The sequence below is a fragment of the Streptomyces sp. AA4 genome (genome assembly GCF_000158875.1).
In the GTDB taxonomy this organism is placed as follows: domain Bacteria; phylum Actinomycetota; class Actinomycetes; order Mycobacteriales; family Pseudonocardiaceae; genus Amycolatopsis.
In genome coordinates this window covers 1,312,668-1,332,306 of the sequence record NZ_GG657746.1, presented here as the reverse complement: position 1 = coordinate 1,332,306, position 19,639 = coordinate 1,312,668, and the positions used below count along the sequence as shown (strand labels likewise).

At 69.7% G+C, this 19,639-nt stretch carries 21 protein-coding genes; 13 read left to right on the top strand and 8 right to left on the bottom strand.

Going from position 1 to position 19,639, the window contains the following annotated elements:
• Positions 1 to 15 precede the first annotated feature (15 nt).
• The 7 genes from SSMG_RS06295 to SSMG_RS06265 all read left to right on the top strand — a co-directional run bounded on the left by SSMG_RS06295 (position 16) and on the right by SSMG_RS06265 (position 7,216).
• Positions 16 to 1,011, top strand: a complete 996-nt coding sequence (locus tag SSMG_RS06295) for an ABC transporter substrate-binding protein (RefSeq protein ID WP_037712750.1) — start codon at positions 16 to 18, stop codon at positions 1,009 to 1,011.
• 99 nt (positions 1,012 to 1,110) lie between these two features.
• Positions 1,111 to 2,160, top strand: a complete 1,050-nt coding sequence (locus SSMG_RS06290; RefSeq protein WP_037712748.1) for a sensor histidine kinase — start codon at positions 1,111 to 1,113, stop codon at positions 2,158 to 2,160.
• Entirely contained in the window at positions 2,157 to 2,912 is a 756-nt protein-coding gene (locus SSMG_RS06285; protein ID WP_009073893.1) for a LytTR family DNA-binding domain-containing protein, read from the top strand. The genes SSMG_RS06290 and SSMG_RS06285 overlap by 4 nt, the downstream gene beginning before the upstream one ends.
• Positions 2,913 to 2,979: 67 nt before the next feature.
• The gene (locus tag SSMG_RS06280; RefSeq protein ID WP_009073891.1) at positions 2,980 to 3,330 is read left to right on the top strand and encodes a membrane protein; all 351 of its coding nucleotides are present in this window, start codon (positions 2,980 to 2,982) and stop codon (positions 3,328 to 3,330) included.
• A 122-nt stretch (positions 3,331 to 3,452) separates the two neighbouring features.
• Entirely contained in the window at positions 3,453 to 5,165 is a 1,713-nt protein-coding gene (locus tag SSMG_RS06275; RefSeq protein WP_009073890.1) for a cation acetate symporter, read from the top strand.
• 72 nt (positions 5,166 to 5,237) lie between these two features.
• Positions 5,238 to 5,588, top strand: coding sequence for a DUF485 domain-containing protein (locus tag SSMG_RS06270; RefSeq protein ID WP_037712746.1), 351 nt, complete (start codon positions 5,238 to 5,240; stop codon positions 5,586 to 5,588).
• Positions 5,585 to 7,216, top strand: coding sequence for a cation acetate symporter (locus SSMG_RS06265; protein WP_009073887.1), 1,632 nt, complete (start codon positions 5,585 to 5,587; stop codon positions 7,214 to 7,216). The genes SSMG_RS06270 and SSMG_RS06265 overlap by 4 nt, the downstream gene beginning before the upstream one ends.
• A gap of 57 nt (positions 7,217 to 7,273) precedes the next feature.
• On the opposite strand, the gene SSMG_RS06260 is transcribed toward SSMG_RS06265, so the two are convergent.
• From SSMG_RS06260 to SSMG_RS06245, 4 genes are all read right to left on the bottom strand, one after another.
• A complete protein-coding gene (locus SSMG_RS06260; RefSeq protein WP_009073884.1) occupies positions 7,274 to 8,014 on the bottom strand; it encodes an isocitrate lyase/phosphoenolpyruvate mutase family protein in 741 nt (246 codons plus the stop codon).
• Positions 8,011 to 8,469: a carboxymuconolactone decarboxylase family protein gene (locus SSMG_RS06255; protein WP_009073882.1), complete on the bottom strand. Its 459-nt coding sequence runs from the start codon at positions 8,467 to 8,469 to the stop codon at positions 8,011 to 8,013. Before SSMG_RS06255 ends, SSMG_RS06260 begins: the two co-directional genes overlap by 4 nt.
• Before the next feature lie 66 nt (positions 8,470 to 8,535).
• On the bottom strand, positions 8,536 to 9,057 hold the full coding sequence (locus SSMG_RS06250) for a DUF6886 family protein (RefSeq protein WP_009073880.1): 522 nt from the start codon (positions 9,055 to 9,057) through the stop codon (positions 8,536 to 8,538).
• 20 nt (positions 9,058 to 9,077) lie between these two features.
• Positions 9,078 to 9,818: a peptidylprolyl isomerase gene (locus tag SSMG_RS06245; RefSeq protein WP_037712742.1), complete on the bottom strand. Its 741-nt coding sequence runs from the start codon at positions 9,816 to 9,818 to the stop codon at positions 9,078 to 9,080.
• A gap of 117 nt (positions 9,819 to 9,935) precedes the next feature.
• Here SSMG_RS06245 and SSMG_RS06240 point away from each other — a divergent pair, with 117 nt between their 5' ends.
• Positions 9,936 to 10,901 carry a serine protease gene (locus SSMG_RS06240; protein WP_009073876.1) on the top strand — a complete coding sequence of 322 codons (966 nt, stop codon included), beginning with the start codon at positions 9,936 to 9,938 and terminating at the stop codon, positions 10,899 to 10,901.
• On the opposite strand, the gene meaB is transcribed toward SSMG_RS06240, so the two are convergent.
• Positions 10,898 to 11,860 carry a methylmalonyl Co-A mutase-associated GTPase MeaB gene (gene meaB, locus SSMG_RS06235; RefSeq protein WP_009073874.1) on the bottom strand — a complete coding sequence of 321 codons (963 nt, stop codon included), beginning with the start codon at positions 11,858 to 11,860 and terminating at the stop codon, positions 10,898 to 10,900. The two genes, SSMG_RS06240 and meaB, sit on opposite strands and share 4 nt — an antisense overlap.
• A gap of 1 nt (position 11,861) precedes the next feature.
• Positions 11,862 to 13,049 carry an acetyl-CoA C-acetyltransferase gene (locus SSMG_RS06230; RefSeq protein WP_009073872.1) on the bottom strand — a complete coding sequence of 396 codons (1,188 nt, stop codon included), beginning with the start codon at positions 13,047 to 13,049 and terminating at the stop codon, positions 11,862 to 11,864.
• 140 nt (positions 13,050 to 13,189) lie between these two features.
• Between SSMG_RS06230 and mce the strand changes: the two genes are divergently transcribed.
• Positions 13,190 to 13,654 carry a methylmalonyl-CoA epimerase gene (gene mce / locus SSMG_RS06225; RefSeq protein WP_009073871.1) on the top strand — a complete coding sequence of 155 codons (465 nt, stop codon included), beginning with the start codon at positions 13,190 to 13,192 and terminating at the stop codon, positions 13,652 to 13,654.
• A gap of 122 nt (positions 13,655 to 13,776) precedes the next feature.
• On the opposite strand, the gene SSMG_RS06220 is transcribed toward mce, so the two are convergent.
• Both SSMG_RS06220 and SSMG_RS06215 read right to left on the bottom strand, forming a co-directional pair.
• Positions 13,777 to 14,370 carry a TetR/AcrR family transcriptional regulator gene (locus SSMG_RS06220; protein ID WP_037712739.1) on the bottom strand — a complete coding sequence of 198 codons (594 nt, stop codon included), beginning with the start codon at positions 14,368 to 14,370 and terminating at the stop codon, positions 13,777 to 13,779.
• A gap of 85 nt (positions 14,371 to 14,455) precedes the next feature.
• Positions 14,456 to 14,824 carry an SPW repeat protein gene (locus SSMG_RS06215; RefSeq protein WP_009073867.1) on the bottom strand — a complete coding sequence of 123 codons (369 nt, stop codon included), beginning with the start codon at positions 14,822 to 14,824 and terminating at the stop codon, positions 14,456 to 14,458.
• A 199-nt stretch (positions 14,825 to 15,023) separates the two neighbouring features.
• On the opposite strand from SSMG_RS06215, the gene ccrA reads away from it, so the two are divergent.
• From ccrA to SSMG_RS06195, 4 genes are all read left to right on the top strand, one after another.
• Positions 15,024 to 16,364, top strand: a complete 1,341-nt coding sequence (gene ccrA, locus SSMG_RS06210) for a crotonyl-CoA carboxylase/reductase (RefSeq protein ID WP_009073866.1) — start codon at positions 15,024 to 15,026, stop codon at positions 16,362 to 16,364.
• Between the two features lie 102 nt (positions 16,365 to 16,466).
• Positions 16,467 to 17,756, top strand: a complete 1,290-nt coding sequence (locus tag SSMG_RS06205) for a chromosome segregation protein (RefSeq protein WP_009073862.1) — start codon at positions 16,467 to 16,469, stop codon at positions 17,754 to 17,756.
• A 57-nt stretch (positions 17,757 to 17,813) separates the two neighbouring features.
• The gene (locus tag SSMG_RS06200; RefSeq protein WP_009073860.1) at positions 17,814 to 18,263 is read left to right on the top strand and encodes a universal stress protein; all 450 of its coding nucleotides are present in this window, start codon (positions 17,814 to 17,816) and stop codon (positions 18,261 to 18,263) included.
• Between the two features lie 4 nt (positions 18,264 to 18,267).
• Complete coding sequence (locus SSMG_RS06195; protein WP_037712738.1) at positions 18,268 to 19,374, top strand: adenylate/guanylate cyclase domain-containing protein; 1,107 nt, start codon at positions 18,268 to 18,270, stop codon at positions 19,372 to 19,374.
• The last annotated feature ends 265 nt before the right edge of the window (positions 19,375 to 19,639 follow it).

Genomic DNA, 19,639 nt, shown 5'->3' with positions numbered 1-19,639 from the left:
AAAGAGGTGCTTACGATGAAATTCAGCACAACCGTCCTCGCCGCGGGAACGCTCGCCTCCGCGGTGATGCTGGTGACCGCGTGCGGTACCGGCCAGATCGGGCAGAGCGGGTCCGGGTCCGCCGCCAACTCCGCGAACAGCAAGAAGCTGGCGCTGGTACCGGGGGTGCAAGCGGAGCCGTTCTACATCTCGATGCAGTGCGGCGCGCAGGAAGAAGCGAAGAAGCTCGGCTACGAACTGACCGTGCAGGCACCGCAGAAGTTCGACGCCACCATGCAGACGTCCATCGTCAACTCGCTGGGCTCCAACCCGCCTGCCGCGCTGCTGGTCGCCCCGACCGACGACCAGGCGATGCTGGCGCCGATCCAGCAGGTGAAGAACCGCGGCGCGAAGATCGTCGAGGTCGACACTTCGCTCAAGGACAAGAGCGTCGCGGTGTCGTCGGTTTCCTCGGACAACGCCGAGGGCGGCAAACTGGCCGCGCAGACCATGGCGAAGCTCGTCGGCGACAAGCCGGGTTCGGTGCTGATCCTCGACACCATCGCGGGCACCTCCACTACCGCGGCCCGCGCGAAGGGCTTCGAGGACGAGCTGAAGAACCATCCGAACCTCAAGTCGGTCGGCATCCAGTTCACCCAGAACGAACCGGAGCAGGCCGCGTCGAAGGTGACCGCTGCGCTCGTCTCGACGCCCGACCTCGTCGGCATCTTCGCCACCAACCTCAACACCGGCGAGGGCGCGGCGACCGGGCTGCGCAACGCGGGCAAGATCGGCAAGGTCAACCTGGTCGGCTTCGACGCCAGCCCGTCCGAAGTGGACGGTCTCAAGAAGGGCGAGTACCAGGCGCTCATCGCGCAGGACCCGGCGCAGATCGGCACGAAGGGCGTCGACCAGGCGGTGGCCGCGCTCGAGGGCAAGCCGACCGAACGGGACCTGACCGCGCAGCTGCACTCGATCACCAAGGACGACCTGGACGCGAACTCGAAGTACTTCTACAAGCAGAGCTGCTGACCTCTGGCCTGAGCGAAGGGGACTTTCCGCACGGAAGTCCCCTTCGCCATGTTACGGGCTAGTATCTACTCCCCCAGGAGTCTGAGGGAGGGGTCGTCGATGACCGAGAGTGCCCGGCTGCCGTGGCGCTCCCGCCCGGACGCTGTCGGCGTGCTCGGCGCGGCGCGTAAAGTCTCCGACGACCTGAAAGACGGCCTTTCCGGAGTCCGCGCCCGACGCGCCGCCCACGGCCTGCGCCGGTTGTTCGACGTGGCCGGGCTGGGGCTCTCCGACCTGTCCGGCACCTTGCTGTGGTCTGGCCGCCCCGGCGCCGACGACGCGGTCTCCCAGATCCTGGACGACGTGCTGCATCGGGAAGAGCCGATCACCGTGCGGGGCGTGACCGCGGTTCCGCTGCACGTCCACGACGAGCTGGCCGGCGCGTTGCTGCTGGTCGGCGAGGTTTCCAGCGCGGTGACCCGGCAAGCCGCGGACCTGGTCGTGCAGTCTCTGGAGCGAGGTCGGCTCGAAGCGTCGGCGGACCAGGCCGCGCAAGCCGAACTCCGAGCGTTGCGCGCGGAGATGTCGCCGCATTTCGTCTACAACGCGCTCACCGTGATCGCCTCGTTCGTCCGGTCGGAACCGGACCGCGCCCGCGACCTGATGCTCGATTTCGCCGACTACACCCGCTACAGCCTGTCGAGGCACGGCGAGTACACCGTCGTCGCCGAGGAGTTCCGCGCGGTGGAAACGTATCTCGCGCTGCAGCGCGCGGTGCTGGGCGAAAGACTCAAGGTGCAGGTGCGGGTCGCTCCGGAAGTGCTTGCGGTGGCGGTGCCGTACCTGGTACTCGAACCCCTCGTGGAGAACGCGATCCGGCACGGCATCGAGCCGCGGTCGGGCACCGGGCTCGTCCAGGTGCACGGACAGGCGGAAGGGAACGACTGCGTGATCAGCGTCGAGGACGACGGGGTCGGCATGGAGCCCGAGCGCGCCGCGGCCATCCTCGCCGGCAGCGGCGACGGCACCGGGCTCGGACTGGCCAATGTGGACAGACGATTGCGCACCGTGTACGGGGCCTGGTACGGCCTGACCGTGGAAACCGCGGTGGGCGAAGGCACCCGGGTCGTGCTGCGCGTGCCGCGGTTCCAGCCGGGGGTGCTGCCGTGAGCGGGTTGCGGGTGCTGGCGGTCGACGATCTCGCGCCGGCCTTGGACGAGCTGTGCCGGATGCTGCGGGAAGCCCCGGAAGTCGGCGAGGTCGTCGGCGCGAGCGATGCGTTGAAGGCGCTGAAACTGTTGCAGGCAGACCGTTTCGACGCGGTCTTCCTCGACATCTCCATGCCCGGTTTGGACGGGCTGGAACTCGCCTCGCTGCTGGCGAAACTGTCCGAACCGCCGGTGATCGTGTTCGTCACCGCGCACGACGGGCACGCGGTGACCGCGTACGGCATCGGCGCGGTGGATTACCTGCTCAAACCGGTGCGCACGGAACGGCTTGCCGCCGCGCTGGCGAAGGTGACCCGGCTGGTGCCGAGCGGTGTCCGGCGGTCCACGCCGGACGCGATGGCCGCGCTGCCGGTCGATTCCGGCGGCCGCACGCGGTACGTCCGCCGCGACGACGTGCTGTTCGCCGAAGCCAACGGCGATTACGTCCGGCTGCACACGCGAAACGGCGTGCATCCGGTACGAATGCCGATCTCGCGGCTCGAAGAATATTGGGAAGGCACCGGTTTTACCCGCGTGCACCGCGGATTCCTTCTCGCGGTGAGTGCGGTGCTGGAACTTCGCAGCGACACGACGGGCGGGTTGCTGGCGCACACCGAGGCCGGTGATGTGCCGGTGAGCCGACGGCATGCGCGCGACCTCAGGGACCGGCTGCTGGAGGCGGCGCAGCGTGGACAGCTCGGGAGTGCCCGGTGAGGGCTCGTGAGTGGCGGTGCCGGTTAGAACCGGCGCCAGCACTCACGAGGGTTGCGCGGGCCGTCCGATGAGCCGCACCAAACGCGTCGCCGTCACCAGTCCGCAGACGAGGCTCGCCCGGTCGCGGCGGCTCGAACGCGGACGCTGGCGGATGCCACGCCTGCGCGCGCCGGAAGCGGAACGCGCGGCGGTGCTGTACCGGATCCAGCGTCGCCGCGGGATCCCCGCGCTGGTGGCGATGTTCGTGCTCGTGCTGGGTTTGCCGGTGCTGTTCTCGCTCGCCCCGTCGCTCGACAGCGTGCGGCTGTGGGGAATTCCGCTGTCCTGGCTGCTGATCGCGGTCCTGCCGTACCCGGTGCTGGCCGGGCTCTCGTGGTGGCAGCTGCGCCGCGCGGAGAAGATCGAGGACGAGCGGTGACCCGAGTGCCCGCAGCGCCCCAATGTGGCATTGGGTGCATCCCACGCACCCAACGCCACATTCGCTGCATCCCACGCACCCAATGTGGCATTGGGGCGGGTCGGCCGAGCGTGGGCGGATAGATGGACATCGCGCTCGCGGTAGCCCCGGTCGTCCTCGTCACGCTGCTCATCGGCGTGCGCGGGGTCGCCGCCATGCGCACGACGTCCGACTTCCTGGTGGCCTCCCGGCGCATCTCGCCCTTCGTCAACTCCGCCGCGGTGTCCGGCGAATACCTCTCCGCGGCGTCGTTCCTGGGCGTGGCCGGGCTGATGGTGAAGGACGGCGTCGGCGCGCTCTGGTACCCGGTCGGCTTCACCGCGGGATACGTCGCGATGCTGGTGCTCGTCGCCGCGCCGATGCGCAGATCCGGCGCGCTCACCGTCCCCGACTTCGCCGAAGCGCGGCTCGCCTCCCCCGCGCTGCGCCGCCTCGCCGCGGTGGTCGTGCTGGTGATCGGGACCATCTACGTAGTCCCGCAATTCCGTACCGCCGGGCTGGTGCTCACCGCGGTCGGCGGGACCCCGTACTGGGTCGGCGTGGTCATCGCGGGCACCGCGGTCAGCGTCACGCTCGCGCTCGGCGGGATGCGCGCCGCGACGTACGTCCAGGCGTTCCAGTTCTTCCTGAAACTCCTGCTGTTCCTCGTCCCCGCACTGTGGCTGGTGCTCCAGATCGGCGCGGAAACCCGCGACGCGAGCCTCACTCCGGTCGAGTTCACCCGCTTCTCGCACGCCACCCCAGTGCAGTTCGACCACGACGTCACCCTCACCTTCCGCGAACCCACCGCGATCGAGGGTCGCGGCACGCTGCCACCCGGAGAGCTGGTGGTGCACAAGGGAGAACAGCTCATCTTCGCCGCCGGGGCACAGGTTCCCGGCGTCAGCGGAGAGGTCGCGCTCGGCGGGCCGGACTGGCAGCGTCCGCTGCTGGAAATCGACAAGGGCTACCCGCTGCTCGGCACCTGGGCGGTGCTCATCGCGACCGTCCTCGGCACGATGGGCCTGCCGCACGTCCTGATGCGCTTCCACACCAGCCCGGACGGCCGCGCCGCGCGCCGCACCGCCGCGATTACCGTGGCGCTGCTCGGAGTCTTCTACCTTTTCCCCGGCATCTACGGCGTCCTCGGCCGGGTTCTCGTGCCGCAGCTGTATTTGTCCGGCAACACCGACACCGTGGTCGTCGCGCTTCCCGCGCAGGTCGACCACGGCTGGGCCGGGCAGTTGTTCACCGCTTTGCTGACCGCGGGCGCGTTCGCCGCGTTCCTGGCGACGTCGCTGGGGTTGCTGCTGGTGATGTCCGGCGCGCTCGCCTACGACCTGATGCCCGGCGGCCTGCGCCGGCTGCGGGTGACCGTCGTGTTCGCCGCGATCGCGATGGTGCTGCTCGCGCTGCCGTCCGCGCGGCTCGACGCCGGGGTGCTGGTGACGTGGGGGTTCACCGTCGCCGCGTCGACGTTCTGCCCGCTGCTCGTGCTCGGCATCTGGTGGCAGCGGCTCACCGCGGCGGGCGCGATCGCCGGGGTGCTCACCGGGCTGGCCGCCTCGTCCGGGTCGATCCTGTTCGCGCTGGCCGGACCCGCGACGCACGGCTGGGTGGCGATCTTGGTCTCGCAACCGGCACCCTGGTCGGTACCGCTCGCGTTCGGCGTGATGATCACGGTGTCACTGCGCGGGCGCCCACCGTCCTGGGCCGGGGCCGCGATGGTGCGGTTGCATCTCGACGAACGCCCTTCGTCCGCTTCCGGGGACCGTTCGTCAACCGTTCGTCGTGCGGCGAGGCGTTTGAGCCGCTGACGGTTCCGTCCGCCCGGCGTCCTCCCTACTGTGTCGCGGACCACATCCGCAGCGTCGCACAAGGGAGTTCCCATGAGCGCAGGCGACCCGTCCGGCGCGCCGCCGGACCCGACCTGGGAGCAGGTGCACGACAGCGCCGAGTTCCGCCAACTCCGCGGCCGGCTCCGCCGGTTCGTGTTCCCGATGGCCGGACTGTTCCTCGCCTGGTACCTGCTCTACGTCCTGCTCGCCGACTACGCGCACGGCTTCATGAGCACGAAGATCGTCGGCAACTTCACTGTCGGCCTCCTCTTCGGGCTGCTGCAGTTCGTGTCCACGTTCCTGATCACGTGGCTGTACGTGCGCTACGCCAACAAGAACCTCGACCCGCTGGCCGAGCGGATCAAGGACGACATCGAGAACCCCGCGAAGGAGGGCGCGTGAAGACTCTCGCCGCGAGCGTCGAGGGCAGCAACCCGGCGCTCAACATCACGATCTTCGCGCTGTTCGTGGTCATCACCCTGGTGATCGTGTTCCGCGCCAGCCGCAACACGAAGACCGCGTCCGACTACTACGCGGCCGGCCGCGCGTTCACCGGTCCGCAGAACGGCATCGCGATCTCCGGCGACTACCTGTCGGCGGCGTCGTTCCTCGGCATCGCCGGCGCCATCGCGGTGTACGGCTACGACGGGTTCCTGTACTCGATCGGCTTCCTGGTGGCGTGGCTGGTCGCGCTGCTGCTGGTGGCGGAACTGCTGCGCAACACCGGCAAGTTCACCATGGGCGACGTGCTCGCGTTCCGGATGAAGCAGCGTCCGGTGCGCGCGGCGGCGGCGATTTCGACGCTCGTGGTGTCGTTCTTCTACCTGCTGGCGCAGATGGCCGGCGCGGGCGGCCTCGTCGCGCTGCTGCTGGGCATCGAGGGCAAGGCCGCGCAGTCGCTGGTGATCGCGGTGGTCGGCGTGATCATGATCGCCTACGTCCTCATCGGCGGCATGAAGGGCACCACCTGGGTCCAGATCATCAAGGCGGCGCTGCTGATCGTCGGCGCGCTGGCGATGACGCTGTGGGTGCTCGGCAAGTACGGCTTCAACTTCTCCTCGCTGCTGCAGGGCGCGGTCGACAAGGCGGGCAAGGCCGGCGAGGCGCTGCTCGGGCCGGGCAAGCAGTACGGCAAGGACGGCACGACGAAGCTGGACTTCTTCTCGCTTGGCATCGCGCTGGTGCTGGGCACCGCGGGCCTGCCGCACGTGCTGATGCGCTTCTACACCGTGCCGACCGCGCGCGAGGCGCGTCGTTCGGTCGTGTGGGCGATCGTGCTGATCGGCGTGTTCTACCTGTTCACGCTGGTGCTCGGCTACGGCGCGGGCGCGCTGGTCGGTCCGGACGCGATCAAGAAGGCGCCCGGCGGCGTGAACTCCGCGGCCCCGTTGCTGGCGCTGAACCTCGGCGGCCCGGTGCTGCTGGGGCTGATCTCGGCGATCGCGTTCGCCACGATCCTCGCCGTGGTCGCGGGTCTGACGATCACCGCGTCCGCCTCGTTCGCGCACGACGTCTACGCGAACGTGCTGAAGAAGGGCAAGGCCAACACCGGTTCGGAGGTGCGCGTCGCGCGGATCACCGCCGTGGTGATCGGCATCGTCGCGATTCTCGGCGGCATTCTCGCGAACGGGCAGAACGTCGCGTTCCTGGTGGCGCTGGCCTTCGCGGTGGCGGCTTCGGCGAACCTGCCGACGATTCTGTACTCGCTGTTCTGGAAACGGTTCAACACCCAGGGCGCGCTGTGGAGCATTTACGGCGGGCTGATCGTGACGATCGTGCTCATCGTGTTCTCGCCCGCCGTTTCCGGGAAGCCGGTCGACCCGAAGACGGGCAAGAGCGCGTCGATGCTGCAGGGCGTCGACTTCCACTGGTTCCCGCTCGACAACCCGGGTCTGGTGTCGATCCCGATCGCGTTCATCCTGGGCTGGCTGGGCACGATCCTGTCGAAGGAACACGACCCGGCGAAGTTCGCCGAAATGGAAGTACGGGCGCTGACCGGTGCGGGCGCGGAAAAGGCCGTGCAGCACTGAGTTTCGCCCTTAAGGAAACCGCTGGGTGCCGCTTTTGCCGCGGCACCCAGCGGTTTTTCAATACGGCAGCTTCCCCTGTGCGATCTCGCCCAGCGTGCCCTCCAGCACGCCGCGCAGATACCGCCACAATCCCGCACCGAGCGAAATCCGGGCTACCCCCAGTTCGGCTAGCCCGGCCAGTCCCGGACCGCCGGGAAGCGCCGAAGCGTTGACCGGACCGCCCACCCGACGGACGAACTCGGCCAGCACCTCCGACGAACGCACGAGAATCGGGTACACACAGTCGGCCCCGGCTTCGAGATACGCCCGCCCGCGCGCGACGGCGTCGTCGAGCACCGCCTGCTCGTCCGGTGCCCCGAGGAACGAATCCACGCGCGCGTTGACCACGAGCCCGTCGCCGGCCGCCCGGCGCAACCCGGCGAGCCACTCCGCCTGCTCCGCTGCCGGTCGCTGACCGCCCTTCCCGTGGTCGGTGTCCTCGATATTGCAGCCAACTGCACCGATCTCTTGCAGCCGGGCGGCAAGTTCTGCCGGGGCCAGGCCGTATCCAGCCTCGGCGTCCACCGTCACCGGCACCGACACGGCGTCCACGATCCGCTTGGCCGCCGCGAGCATCTCGTCCGCCGACGCGCCCTCGTGGTCGGCGTGCCCGAGCGCCGCCGCGACCGCCGCGGAACTCGTTGCCACCACCGGGAATCCCGCCGCTTCCACCGCCTTGGCGGTATCCGCGTCCCAAGCGTTCGGCAGAATCAACGGCTTCCCCGGGACGTGCAGCGCCCGCAACTCCTCGGCACTCACGCCGCACGCTCCGGCAACTCGGCGTGACTCGCGACCATGAGCCGGTTCCAGGTGTTGATGGCGACGACGCACCACGCCAGCGCGCGGTACTGGTCCTCGGTGAACACACGGACCGCCTCGGCGTAGACGTCTTCGGGGACGTCCCGGTGGTCCGAGATCAGGGTCATCGCCTCGGTGTAGGCGAGCGCGGCGCGTTCCTGCTCGGTGAACAGTTCGGTCTCGCGCCAGCCTTCGAGCACGTAAAGCCGCCGCGGCGATTCCCCGGCCTCGACGGCCAGCGCCGCGTGCATGTCGAGGCAGTAGGCGCATCCGTTGATCTGCGACGCGCGGACCTTGACCAGTTCGATGAGCTTCTTGTCGAGCCCCGCGTTCGCGCTGGCCTTCTTCACCTCGCCCTGCAGGTGGGACATCGCTTGATACAACCCGCCCGTGGCGAGCGCGATTCGCTTCGTCATGCCGCTTACGCTAATCGCGAGTGGCCTAGCCGGGTGGTCCAGTTCGGAGTGGGTGCCGTGGGCCAGTCAGGCCCGTGGCCGCGCGTTGCGGAGCCGGATCCCGCTGAACCCCGCCGTGCTCGCGGTCACCGCGTCCCAGAACGGCCAGAGGTTCGGAAGCACCCGCAGCTGAATCCCCGCCTCCTCGTGCAGGCGCAGGAGATCGCCGACCGGTTCGGCGGGCCCGAGCGGCACGACCGGCTCGGTGGCGACGCAGGCGTGCTCGCCGAACGGACGGAAACTGGTGGAGGGAAGCCGGTAGGCGAACAATTTCGCCGTCCGGAGCGCGTCCAGCCAGCGGTATTCGACGGCGTGGACCCGATCGTCGCCGCCGAGGATCCGTTCCCGGTCGTCCTCCGTGGTCCGCGGCGTGGCCCACGCCATGGCGCGCGGGCACTGCCGCGGGAACCAGTAGTCCGGACAGCGGTCGGCGTCGACCGCCCAGACGTACGGCTGCGGCTGCCGCGCGGTCGCCGCGACATGGGGCACGAACCGCGTGATCCCCGGATCCTCGGAAAAATGCAGTACCTGGCCAGGTTCGGGTCGCATCCGTCCGTTCTACTGCTCGGTCAGCGACCGCAGAACAGGCACAGCGGCAAAACCAGCTCCAGATCCGTCTTCCGCACCGGCTTGCCGTCCACCGGAGTCTTCCCCGGCGGGGTGTCCGCGTCCGGCTGGATGCCGCCCGCCGCGACGCGGTCCAGCGTGCGCAGTCCGGGCTCGCCGACCGTGCCGAAGACCGTGTAGTTCGGCAGCAGGCTGGAATCCCCGTACACCACGAAGAACTGCGAGCCGTTCGTGTCCGGTCCGGCGTTCGCCATCGCCAGCAGGCCGCGCGCGTACGTGCGGCGCTTGCCCGTCGGGTCGGACGGGGCGGGCGGGAGGGTCGTCGGGAGTTCGTCGCGGAACTTGTAGCCCGGACCGCCCTCGCCGGTGCCGGACGGGTCGCCGCACTGCAGGACCTTCAGCGTCGGGTACGCCGTGAGCCGGTGGCAGGTCGTCTGGTTGTAGAAGCCGTGGGCGGACAAGTGCAGGAAGCTCTGCACGGTGCACGGGGCCTGCGCGCGGTTGAGACGCAGCGGGAGCAAGCCCTGGTTGGAGAACACGGCGACGTCGACGCTGCCGTGGTCCGGCGTGTGCTTCGGGTCCCGCGGCAACGAAACCGGGCGCACCGCGGGATCGTCCGGAGTTTCCGTGTACCGACACGGCCCCGAGGTGACCTTCGGCGGCCCCGCCTCCGCCGCCGAAGCCGGGGCGGCCACCGCGACCAGCGACAACGCGGTCAGCACGGACACGAGCAGTCTTTTCATTCCGGTCCCCTCCCAGTGCACGGAGGATCGCAGTATAGGGACGGGGAACTGCCCGCGCTTCCGGCGAAAGTCGCATCCTGACCGGTTCCTGACACCCGCGTCCTACGGTGCGGTTTCATGATCACTTCCCTCCTCGCCGGACTGGTCGCCGGGCTGGTGGCCGTTCCCGCCGGTCCGGTGCAGCAGCCGCTCGCTTCCTCCGCCGCCGAACAGCAGGCGGTGTTCGCCTACTGGACCCCGCAACGCCTGGCCGCGCTGACCGAACCGGCGTCGCAGAACCCGCCGAAGAGCGGGCCCGACGGCGCGCCGTGGCCGGACCCGCTGCCGAAGACGGTCGGGCGGCTCTTCTACACCGACCACGGCGAGGACGCGAGCTGCACGGCGACCGTCGTCCGCAGCAAGAACCGCAGCACGATCGTCACGGCCGGGCATTGCGTCAACAACACCGATCTCCTCGGCGAGCACAACGCCTGGAACACGCACGTCATGTTCGTCCCCGGCTACCGCGACGGCCAAGCGCCGTACGGGAAGTTCGCCGCCCGGATCGGGGTCGTCGACCGCACCTGGCTCGCGAACGATCAGCAGAACGCGCAGAAATTCGACACCTACGACCAAGCCTTCGCGGTCCTCGGCCCGAACGAATCCGGCCAGCTGGTGCAGGACGCGGTCGGCGCGCAGCAGATCGGCTTCGACCGGCCCGGCGCGGCGAAGGTGACCCAGTTCGGCTACCCGCGGGCGGCGTCCGATCCAGCACGCCAGGGACTGCCGGAGTACACCGGGGCGAGGCTGGCGTATTGCACTGGCACCGCACGGCAGTGGACCGGCACGCCGACATATCCGGACTCTCCCGATCTGTGGGGCACGGCGTGCGTCATGGGCGGCGGTTCGAGCGGCGGTCCGCGACTGCGGGACTTCAACCCGGCAACTGGTTCAGGCACTGTCGTCGGGGACAACACCCATGCGGGATTCTTTGCCGCAGACGGGAAACCGTGCTCGCACGACGACGGCTGCACTCGGTACTTGGTGGGCCCGCAGTTCAGCAGCAAGGTGACCAAGCCGCTCTACGAAACCGCGCAGCGTTAGCCCTTCAGCTCCGCGATCAGCTCGTCCGCCGCCGCGAACGGGTCCAGTTCCCGGGCCACCACTCGCGCCGCCACCTCGCCCAACCGGTCGCCGTGCCGGAGGTCCGCCAGTTCCGCGTGCAGCCTCCGCAACGCGATCGCGGCGACCTCCTCCCGGGCGCGCGCGGCGCGGCGGCGGTCCAATTCCCCGTGGGCCACAAGCCATTCGTGGTGCGAGCGCAACGCCGACACCACCTCGTCGACGCCCTCGCCCTTCGCCGCCACCGTGCGGACGATCGGCTGTCGCCAGCTCGGCCCGCGCAGTTCGCGGCGGGCCAGGGCGATCATCTGCTTCAGGTCGTGCACCGTCGCGTCCGCCCCGTCGCGGTCGGCTTTGTTGACCACGAACACGTCCGCGATCTCCAGCACCCCGGCTTTCGCCGCCTGGATGCCGTCGCCCATTCCCGGGGCCAGCAGCACCACCGTGGTGTCCGCCAGCTTCACGACGTCCACTTCGGACTGTCCAACCCCGACAGTCTCGATCAGCACCACGTCGAACCCGGCGGCGTCCAGCACCCGAACCGCCTGCGGGGTCGCCCACGAAAGGCCGCCGAGATGTCCTCGTGTGGCCATCGAGCGGATGAACACGCCGGGATCGGTGGCGTGCTCGGTCATCCGGATCCGGTCGCCGAGCAAGGCGCCGCCGGAGAACGGCGACGACGGGTCGATCGCCAGCACCCCGACCCGCAAACCCTCGCCGCGCAAGGCGGTGAGCAGCGCGGACGTCGAGGTCGACTTGCCGACCCCGGGCGGGCCGGTGAGCCCGACGACGCGAGCGCGCCCGGTGTAGGGCGTCAAAGCGCGGGCGATGTCCGCCACGTGCGGCGAAGAGTCCTCAACAAGAGAAATGAGCCGGGCGACCGCGCGCGGTTGTCCTTCCCGCGCGCGGCCGACCAGCTCGTCGAGGTCCGGGCCGGCCAACTTACGCCGACGGAACGCGGATCAGCAGCGCGTCGCCCTGGCCGCCGCCACCGCACAGCGCGGCCGCGCCGAGACCGCCGCCGCGCCGGCGCAGTTCGTGCACCAGGTGCACGGCCAGCCGCGCGCCGGAAGCGCCGATCGGGTGGCCGAGCGCGATCGCGCCGCCGTTGACGTTCACCTTCGACTCGTCCAGCCCGAGCTTCTCGCTCGACACCAGGCCGACCGCGGCGAACGCCTCGTTGATCTCCACCAGGTCCAGATCCGACACGTCCAGCTTCGCCTTCTTCAGCGCGGCGCGGATCGCGTTCGACGGCTGCTCGTGCAGGCTCGCGTCCGGACCGGCGACGACGCCGTGCGCGCCGATCTCGGCCAGCGGCGTGATGCCCAGTTCAGCCGCCTTCTCCGGGCTGGCCACGATCACCGCGGCCGCGCCGTCGGAGATCTGCGACGCCGAACCGGCGGTGATGGTGCCGTCCGAGGCGAACGCCGGACGCAGCTTCGCGAGGCTTTCGCCGGTGGTGTCGGCCCGCACGCCCTCGTCGGTGGAGAACACGACCGGGTCGCCCTTGCGCTGCGGAATCGACACCGGCGCGATCTCCTCGCGGAAGAACCCGGCCTCGATCGCCGCGGCGGCGCGCTGGTGCGAACGCGCGGAGAACGCGTCCTGCTGCTCGCGGGTCACGCCGTAGCGGCTGTTGTACTTCTCCGTCGACGAGCCCATCGCGACCTGGTCGAACGCGCAGAACAGGCCGTCGTAGGCCATGTGGTCGACTAGCGTGGTGTCGCCGTACTTGAAGCCGGAGCGGGACTTCGGCAGCAGGTGCGGGGCCTGCGTCATCGACTCCTGGCCGCCCGCGACGACGAGGTCGAACTCGCCCGCTCGGATCAGCTGGTCGGCGAGCGCGATCGCGTCGAGGCCGGACAGGCAGACCTTGTTGATGGTCAGCGCCGGGACGTCCATCGGGATGCCCGCGGCGACCGCGGCCTGGCGCGCCGGGATCTGGCCCGCGCCGGCGGTGAGCACCTGGCCCATGATCGTGTACTGGACCTGGTCCGGGGAGACGCCGGCGCGTTCGAGCGCGGCCTTGATCGCGATCCCGCCCAGCTGGGCTCCCGAGAAGTCCTTCAACGAGCCGAGCAGTCGCCCGATCGGGGTACGGGCAGCGCCCAGGATCACGGAACCGGACACGACGTCCTCCAAAGCATCGGTGCACTGGCAGTGTTCCCACGATACGGCCTGCGCGGGCTTCGCGGCGCGTCTTGATGGAGCCAGTGTGAGGGGGCGCACGCGGGGTTCCGCGAGGCCCGCCGGGGCTTATCCTCCCCGGTATGGACACCGAGCCCAGCGCATCCGTGCTCAAGCCGTTCGTGACCGCGATCGACCACGTCGGCATCGCCGTGCCCGACCTCGACGCGGCCATCGCCTTCCACCGCGACCACTTCGGCCTGGAGGTCGCGCACGAGGAGGTGAACGACGAGCAGGGCGTGCGCGAGGCGATGCTGCGCGCCCCGGGTACCGCGGGCACCGAAACGATGATCCAGCTGCTCGCCCCGTCCCGAGACGATTCGACGATCGCCAAGTTCATCGGCCGCAACGGGCCGGGCCTGCAGCAGCTCGCACTGCGAGTGTCCGATGTGGACGCTGCCGCGGCGGCGTTGCGGGAGAAGGGGCTGCGGCTGCTGTACGACGCGGCCAAGCGCGGGACCTCGAACAGCCGGGTCAACTTCGTGCACCCGAAGGACGCGGGCGGGGTGCTGGTCGAGCTGGTGGAGCCCGCCGCCTCCGCACACTGACCGCCCAACACCGCCGAGGTCCGTGAAGGGCTCCTTGAGGGAGTCTGATTCCCTCAAGGAGCCCTTCACGGACGTCTGCGAGTCGTAGGACTAGTCGCGTTCGGGATAGGTAGGCGGCAGCGTCACACCGCCGAAGCGGGCGGCTTCCCCTTCGGCACCCGAGCCGACAACGCGTTCGCCACGAACGTCAGCTCGCCGTCGAACTCCGCGGGCCGGTCGTCCCCGGTGTGCCGGGCCGTCGCGTGCCGATGAGTAACAGCGCGCGCCAGAAGGCCGGACGCGTTGTCGATGTCCGCCCCGGCGAGCCGTCCGCCGGTCGCGGCCACGATCACCGATCGCATCAGCCGGACCAGGTGCTGGAAGCGTTCGGACAGCGCGTCGCGGACCACGTGGTGGGTGTCGGCCTCGCGCCACAGCAGATGCGACAGGCCGAGCGAACCGGCGAACCGGCGGTCGAGTTCGCCGACCAGTCTGCGCAGGGAACCCGCCAGGTCGCCGGGAACGACGACCGCGGCGGGTTCGATGCGTTCGTCCGGCAGCCGGTCGACCAACGCGGCCAGCAGGTCGGACTTGCGGCGGAAGTAATAGTGGACCAGGCCCTTCGGGACCCCGGCGCGCTCCGCGATGCGGGACGTCGGGGTCGCTTCGAAGCCGGACTCGGCGAACAGTTCCTCCGCCGCGCACAGGATCCGTTCCTTCGCCGAGTCGTCGGTCATCTCCGCCTTCCTCCCCTCCGCCACCCTCAACGGAGTGGCTTCGCCACGCTCTGCCAATCCGTCCTCGCGAGGCTCCGCTGCCCCGTCAGTGCTGGCCCGCCATCCGGTGGGCGGCGTTGGCCTCCGGCATCGCGGCCGCGCCGGCGATGATCGTCAGCGCACCGCCGACCCAGGACGTCCACGACGCCCCGTTGAATTCCGTATACCCCATCACCCACGGCGCGATGAACAGCAACGCGCCGAGGACGATCTGCACGCCCTCGCCGTAAACCATGCCTGGCGCCGCGAGCGACACCAGGCCGTCGATCGCGATCAGCGCGCCGAGGATCACCATCGTCCACACCATCGTGGTGTTCGTGCTCAGCCAAAGGGGTGAAAGAGCGGCGACAACACCAATCACGACCTCGGCCCAGTCGTAGGGCCGCGTCCAGGCGCGCGTCGAGACTTCACTCATTCGTGCTCACCTCCGCCGGAAAAGAGCCGTTCAGGGAGATTTCCCACTGCCGACTATGCGCCTTGACTGGCCAGCCGGTCAAGATTCGTGCGTCACACTTCGACTCGTGCGCGGGGGGTGTGTCTCGTACAGTGAGGCCCCCGGTTACCGACGAGTAATTTCGTCCTGTCGCGCCGCGACCGACCCCTGGAGGTTCCCGATGACGCACCTCGACGAGATCCAGCAGGCGATCCTCGAAGGCCGCCTCGACGCGATCGCCGAGCTGCCCGTGCCCGAGAGCTACCGGGGCGTCACCGTGCACGCCGACGAGGTCGACATGTTCGAAGGCCTCGAAAGCCGCGACAAGGACCCGCGCCGTTCGCTGCACGTGGACGAGGTCCCGACGCCGGAACTGGGTCCGGGCGAGGCGCTCGTCGCGGTGATGGCCAGCGCGATCAACTACAACACCGTCTGGACGTCGATCTTCGAGCCGATCCCGACGTTCAAGTTCCTCCGCAAGTACGGCAAGCTCTCGCCGCTGGCCAAGCGGCACGACCTGCCGTATCACGTGGTCGGTTCCGACCTGTCCGGCGTCGTGCTGCGCACCGGCGCGGGCGTGCACAACTGGAAGCCGGGCGACGAGGTCGTCGCGCACTGCCTGAACGTCGAGCTGGAAGGCCCGGACGGGCACAACGACACGATGCTCGACACCGAGCAGCGGATCTGGGGCTTCGAGACGAACTTCGGCGGGCTCGCCGAGATCGCGCTGGTCAAGGCGAACCAGCTGATGCCGAAGCCGGGGCACCTGACCTGGGAGGAAGCCGCCTCCCCCGGCCTGGTGAACTCGACCGCCTACCGGCAGCTGGTCTCGCGCAACGGCGCGGACATGAAGCAGGGCGACGTCGTGCTGATCTGGGGCGCGTCCGGCGGTCTCGGCTCGTACGCGACGCAGTACGCGCTCAACGGCGGCGCGATCCCGGTGTGCGTCGTGTCCAGCCCCGAAAAGGCCGAGATCTGCCGCAAGCTGGGCGCGGAGCTGATCATCGACCGCACCGCCGAGGGCTACCAGTTCTGGAAGAACGAGAACGAGCAGGACCCGAAGGAATGGCAGCGGTTCGGCGCGAAGATCCGCGAGCTGACCGGCGGCGAGGACCCGGACATCGTGTTCGAGCACCCGGGCCGCGAGACCTTCGGCGCGTCCGTCTACGCCGCGCGCAAGGGCGGCACCATCGTCACCTGTGCGTCCACCTCGGGGTACATGCACCAGTACGACAACCGGTACCTGTGGATGAACCTCAAGCGGATCATCGGCTCGCACTTCGCGAACTACCGCGAATCGTGGGAGGCCAACCGGCTGATCGCGAAGGGCCTCATCCACCCGACGCTGTCGAAGACGTACTCGCTGGAAGAAACCGGCCAGGCCGCCCTTGACGTGCACCGCAACGCGCACCAGGGCAAGGTCGGCGTGCTCGCGCTCGCTCCCGAGGAAGGACTCGGCGTGCGAGACGAGGAGCTGCGCGCGAAGCACCTCGACGGCATCAACGCGTTCCGCGGCGCGTGAGGGCGGACCACCTGCCTCTTCGGTCCGGCCGCTCGCCGCACGAGCGGCCGGACCCCGTGGGTGCTCACCCGTCCGTGACCGCGGAGCGACTACGGTGGTGTCATGAGTCTTGGCGATGAACGCGAACTCGTGCCGCTGGGAGCCGGCTTCGACGTAGCGAAGCGGGGGTACAGCCGGGCCCAGGTCGACGAGCACCTGGAACGGCTCGACGGCGACCTGAAGATGCTCACCGCCGACCGCGACGCCGCCATCGCCCAAGCCGGCGATCTGGCCCGGCAGCTGGAAGTCGCGCGCGGCGAGATCGCCGACCTCCGCGGTCAGGTGGACCGGCTCGCGCAGCCGCCGACGAGCGTCGAAGGCCTGTCCGAGCGCCTCCAGCGGATGCTGCGGCTGGCGCAGGACGAGGCCGCGGACACCCGCGCCCGCGCCGAGGCCGAAGCGGGCCACATCCGGGCCAAGGCGGAGACCGACGCCAGCGCCATGCGCGCCCGGTACGAGCAGCTGCTCACCGAGCTGGACCTGCGCCGCAAGGAGATGGAGGCCGAGCACCGCAAGGTGCTCGAGGACGCGCGCGCCGAGGCCAAGCGGATCACCGACGAGGCCGAGGCCGAGCGCAAGAAGCTCGACGCGGAGTCCGAGGCCCGCCGCACGCAGGTCGAAGAAGACTTCGAGATCGCGATGGCGACCCGGCGCGCCGAGGCGATGCGCGTGCTGGCCGAGCAGGAGGCGGCCAGCAAGGCCGAAGCCGAGCGCCGGGTCCGCGAGGCCGCCGAGGACGCGGCCGCGATCCGGGCGAAGGTGCTGGAAGAGGAGACGGCCGCGAAGGCCGACATCGACCGTCGCCAGCGCGAATCCGTCGCCGACGCGAACAAGCGCCGCCAGGACTCGATCACCGAGGCCAACGCGCGGCTCGCGGAGGCCGCCGACGAGGCCCGCCGCCGCGTCCGCACCGCCACCGACGAGTCCAACCGCCGGATCACCCAGGCCAACGAGCGGGTCGAGGCCCTGCGCGCGGTCCGGGCGAGCCTGGCCGAGCAGGTCCGCTCGGCGCGCACCGTCCTGGCCGAAGCGCAGCACGTGCTCGGCGAGATGGACGGCGAGGTGCCCGCGGACATCAAGGCCGCGGTCGAGAAGGCCAACGGTTCCGGTCCGAAGTCCGGCACGAACGGCTCGAAGGCTGCCGCCGCACCGGGCGGCGGCGCGACCGCCGCGTCCGGCAAGACCACTCCGGCCGAGCAGAATTCCGCTGGTCAGAGCGGCAAGAACGCTCCGGCTTCCAGCGGAAAGGCCGCCGCGAGCGGCGATGTCGAGCAGACCGTCCGGCTGCGCACGTCCGACGTGCCCAAGCCGCAGCCGCAACCGCGCCCGGCGGGAAAACCGACTGGCGAGTAACCTTCCCCCGCGAAGGGGCCGCGCCGCCCCGCTGACCGATTCGCCGGGAGGTTGTGGATGGCTGTCTATCGGACTGTGGTGGTGGGCACGGACGGGTCCGACTCGTCCTTCGCCGCGGTGGACAAGGCCGCCGGGGTGGCTGCCGACGCCGGGGCGACGCTCGTCGTCGTGTGCGCGTACCACCCGGCCAGCCGCCAAGACGTGGAACGCGCGCAGGACGAGCTGGGCGACGAGGCCTACCAGGTGGTCGGGTCCGCCCCCGCCGAGGACACGCTGCAGTCCGCCCGGGACCGCGCGGCGAAGGTCGGAGCGACGAAAATCGAGACGGTCGCGCTCGAAGGCCAGCCGGTCGACATGCTGCGGAAGGTCGTGAAGGACCGTTCGGCCGACCTGCTCGTGGTCGGCAACCGCGGCCTCAACACCCTCGCGGGCCGGATCCTGGGCTCGGTGCCGTCGGAGGTGGCCCGGAAGTCGGGCGTCGACGTGCTGATCGTGCACACCACCTGAGGCCGTGGCCGATACTTCCCGGGACCTGCAGCAGCGGCTGGAACGCGCCCTGCTGGGCGGCCCGCGCCGCTACACCCGGCTCGAAGTCGCCGAACGGGCCGGAGTACCCGAAGAACGCTCGCGCCGGCTGTGGCGGGCGCTGGGTTTCGCCACCGTCGAAGACGACGAGGTGGTGTTCACCGACGCCGACGTCGAAGCCATGCGCATCGCCGACGGTTTGGTGAGCTCGGGCTTGATCGCGCCCGGGATGGAAGTCGCCGTGACCCGCGCCCTCGGCCAGCATCTCTCGAGGCTGGCCGAGTGGCAGGTCCACATGCTGTGGGAACTGATCACGGAAAACCCGGAACTGGCCCGCAGCGACCGCCAGGTGACGCGTCTCGTCGAGCGTCTGCTCCCCGAACTGGAGCAGGTGCAAAGCTACGTCTGGCGCCGCCACCTGGCCGCCTTCGCCGGGCGCGCCTTCGCCAGCCCCGACGAGGACCTGGAAACGCGCGCCCTGGTCGTCGGCTTCGTGGACATGGTCGGCTACACCCGTTTCACGAGAGAAGCGGACGAAGAAGAACTAACCCAGGTCCTGGACGGCTTCGAATCCTTAGCCACCGAAGTCATCGCAGAACACCACGGCAGAGTGGTGAAAATGATCGGCGACGAAGTCCTCTTCGTAGCCGACACTCCGGCTGACGGCGCGGAAATCGCCCTGACGCTAGCCGAACGGACCGGCGAGGACGGCGACCTCCCCGCAGTCCGAGCCGGAATGGCGTCGGGAAGGGTCCTCTCCCGCTTCGGCGACGTCTACGGCTCCGTCGTGAACCTGGCCGCGCGCCTCACTTCAGCCGCGCGCCCCGGGACCGTACTGGTAGACCGAGAACTGGCTGGGGAATTGGAATCGCTCCCCCAATTCGACCTGCGCACCCGCCGCCCCATCGCAGTACGCGGCTACAACCGCCTCCGCCCGTCGGCATTGCGGCGAGCAAAGGACAAACCAACCGGCCGCTTCGCGTCTTCCCAAGAACTGGCAGCAGAAATGCTAGGCCTAGGCGGCCCGCCCCCGCCGGCAACTCCGGAACCAGAAGACTTCCCCACCCCGCGCAAACGCCGCCGACGCCGCTAGCCCTTCCGTGAGGGCCACCTTCACGGACTCAGAGTCCCTCAGGGTTCCCCTCACGACCCACCCGCCGCCCGCCCGGGATGCGCCCCAATGCCACATTGGGTGCGCCAGACGCACCGAACGCCACATTGGGTGCGCCACACGCACCGAACGCCACATTGGGTGCGTCACATGCACCGAACGCCACATTGGGTGCGCCACACGCACCCAATGCCACATTGGGTGCGTCACATGCACCCAATGCCACATTGGGTGCGTGAACCGCCCC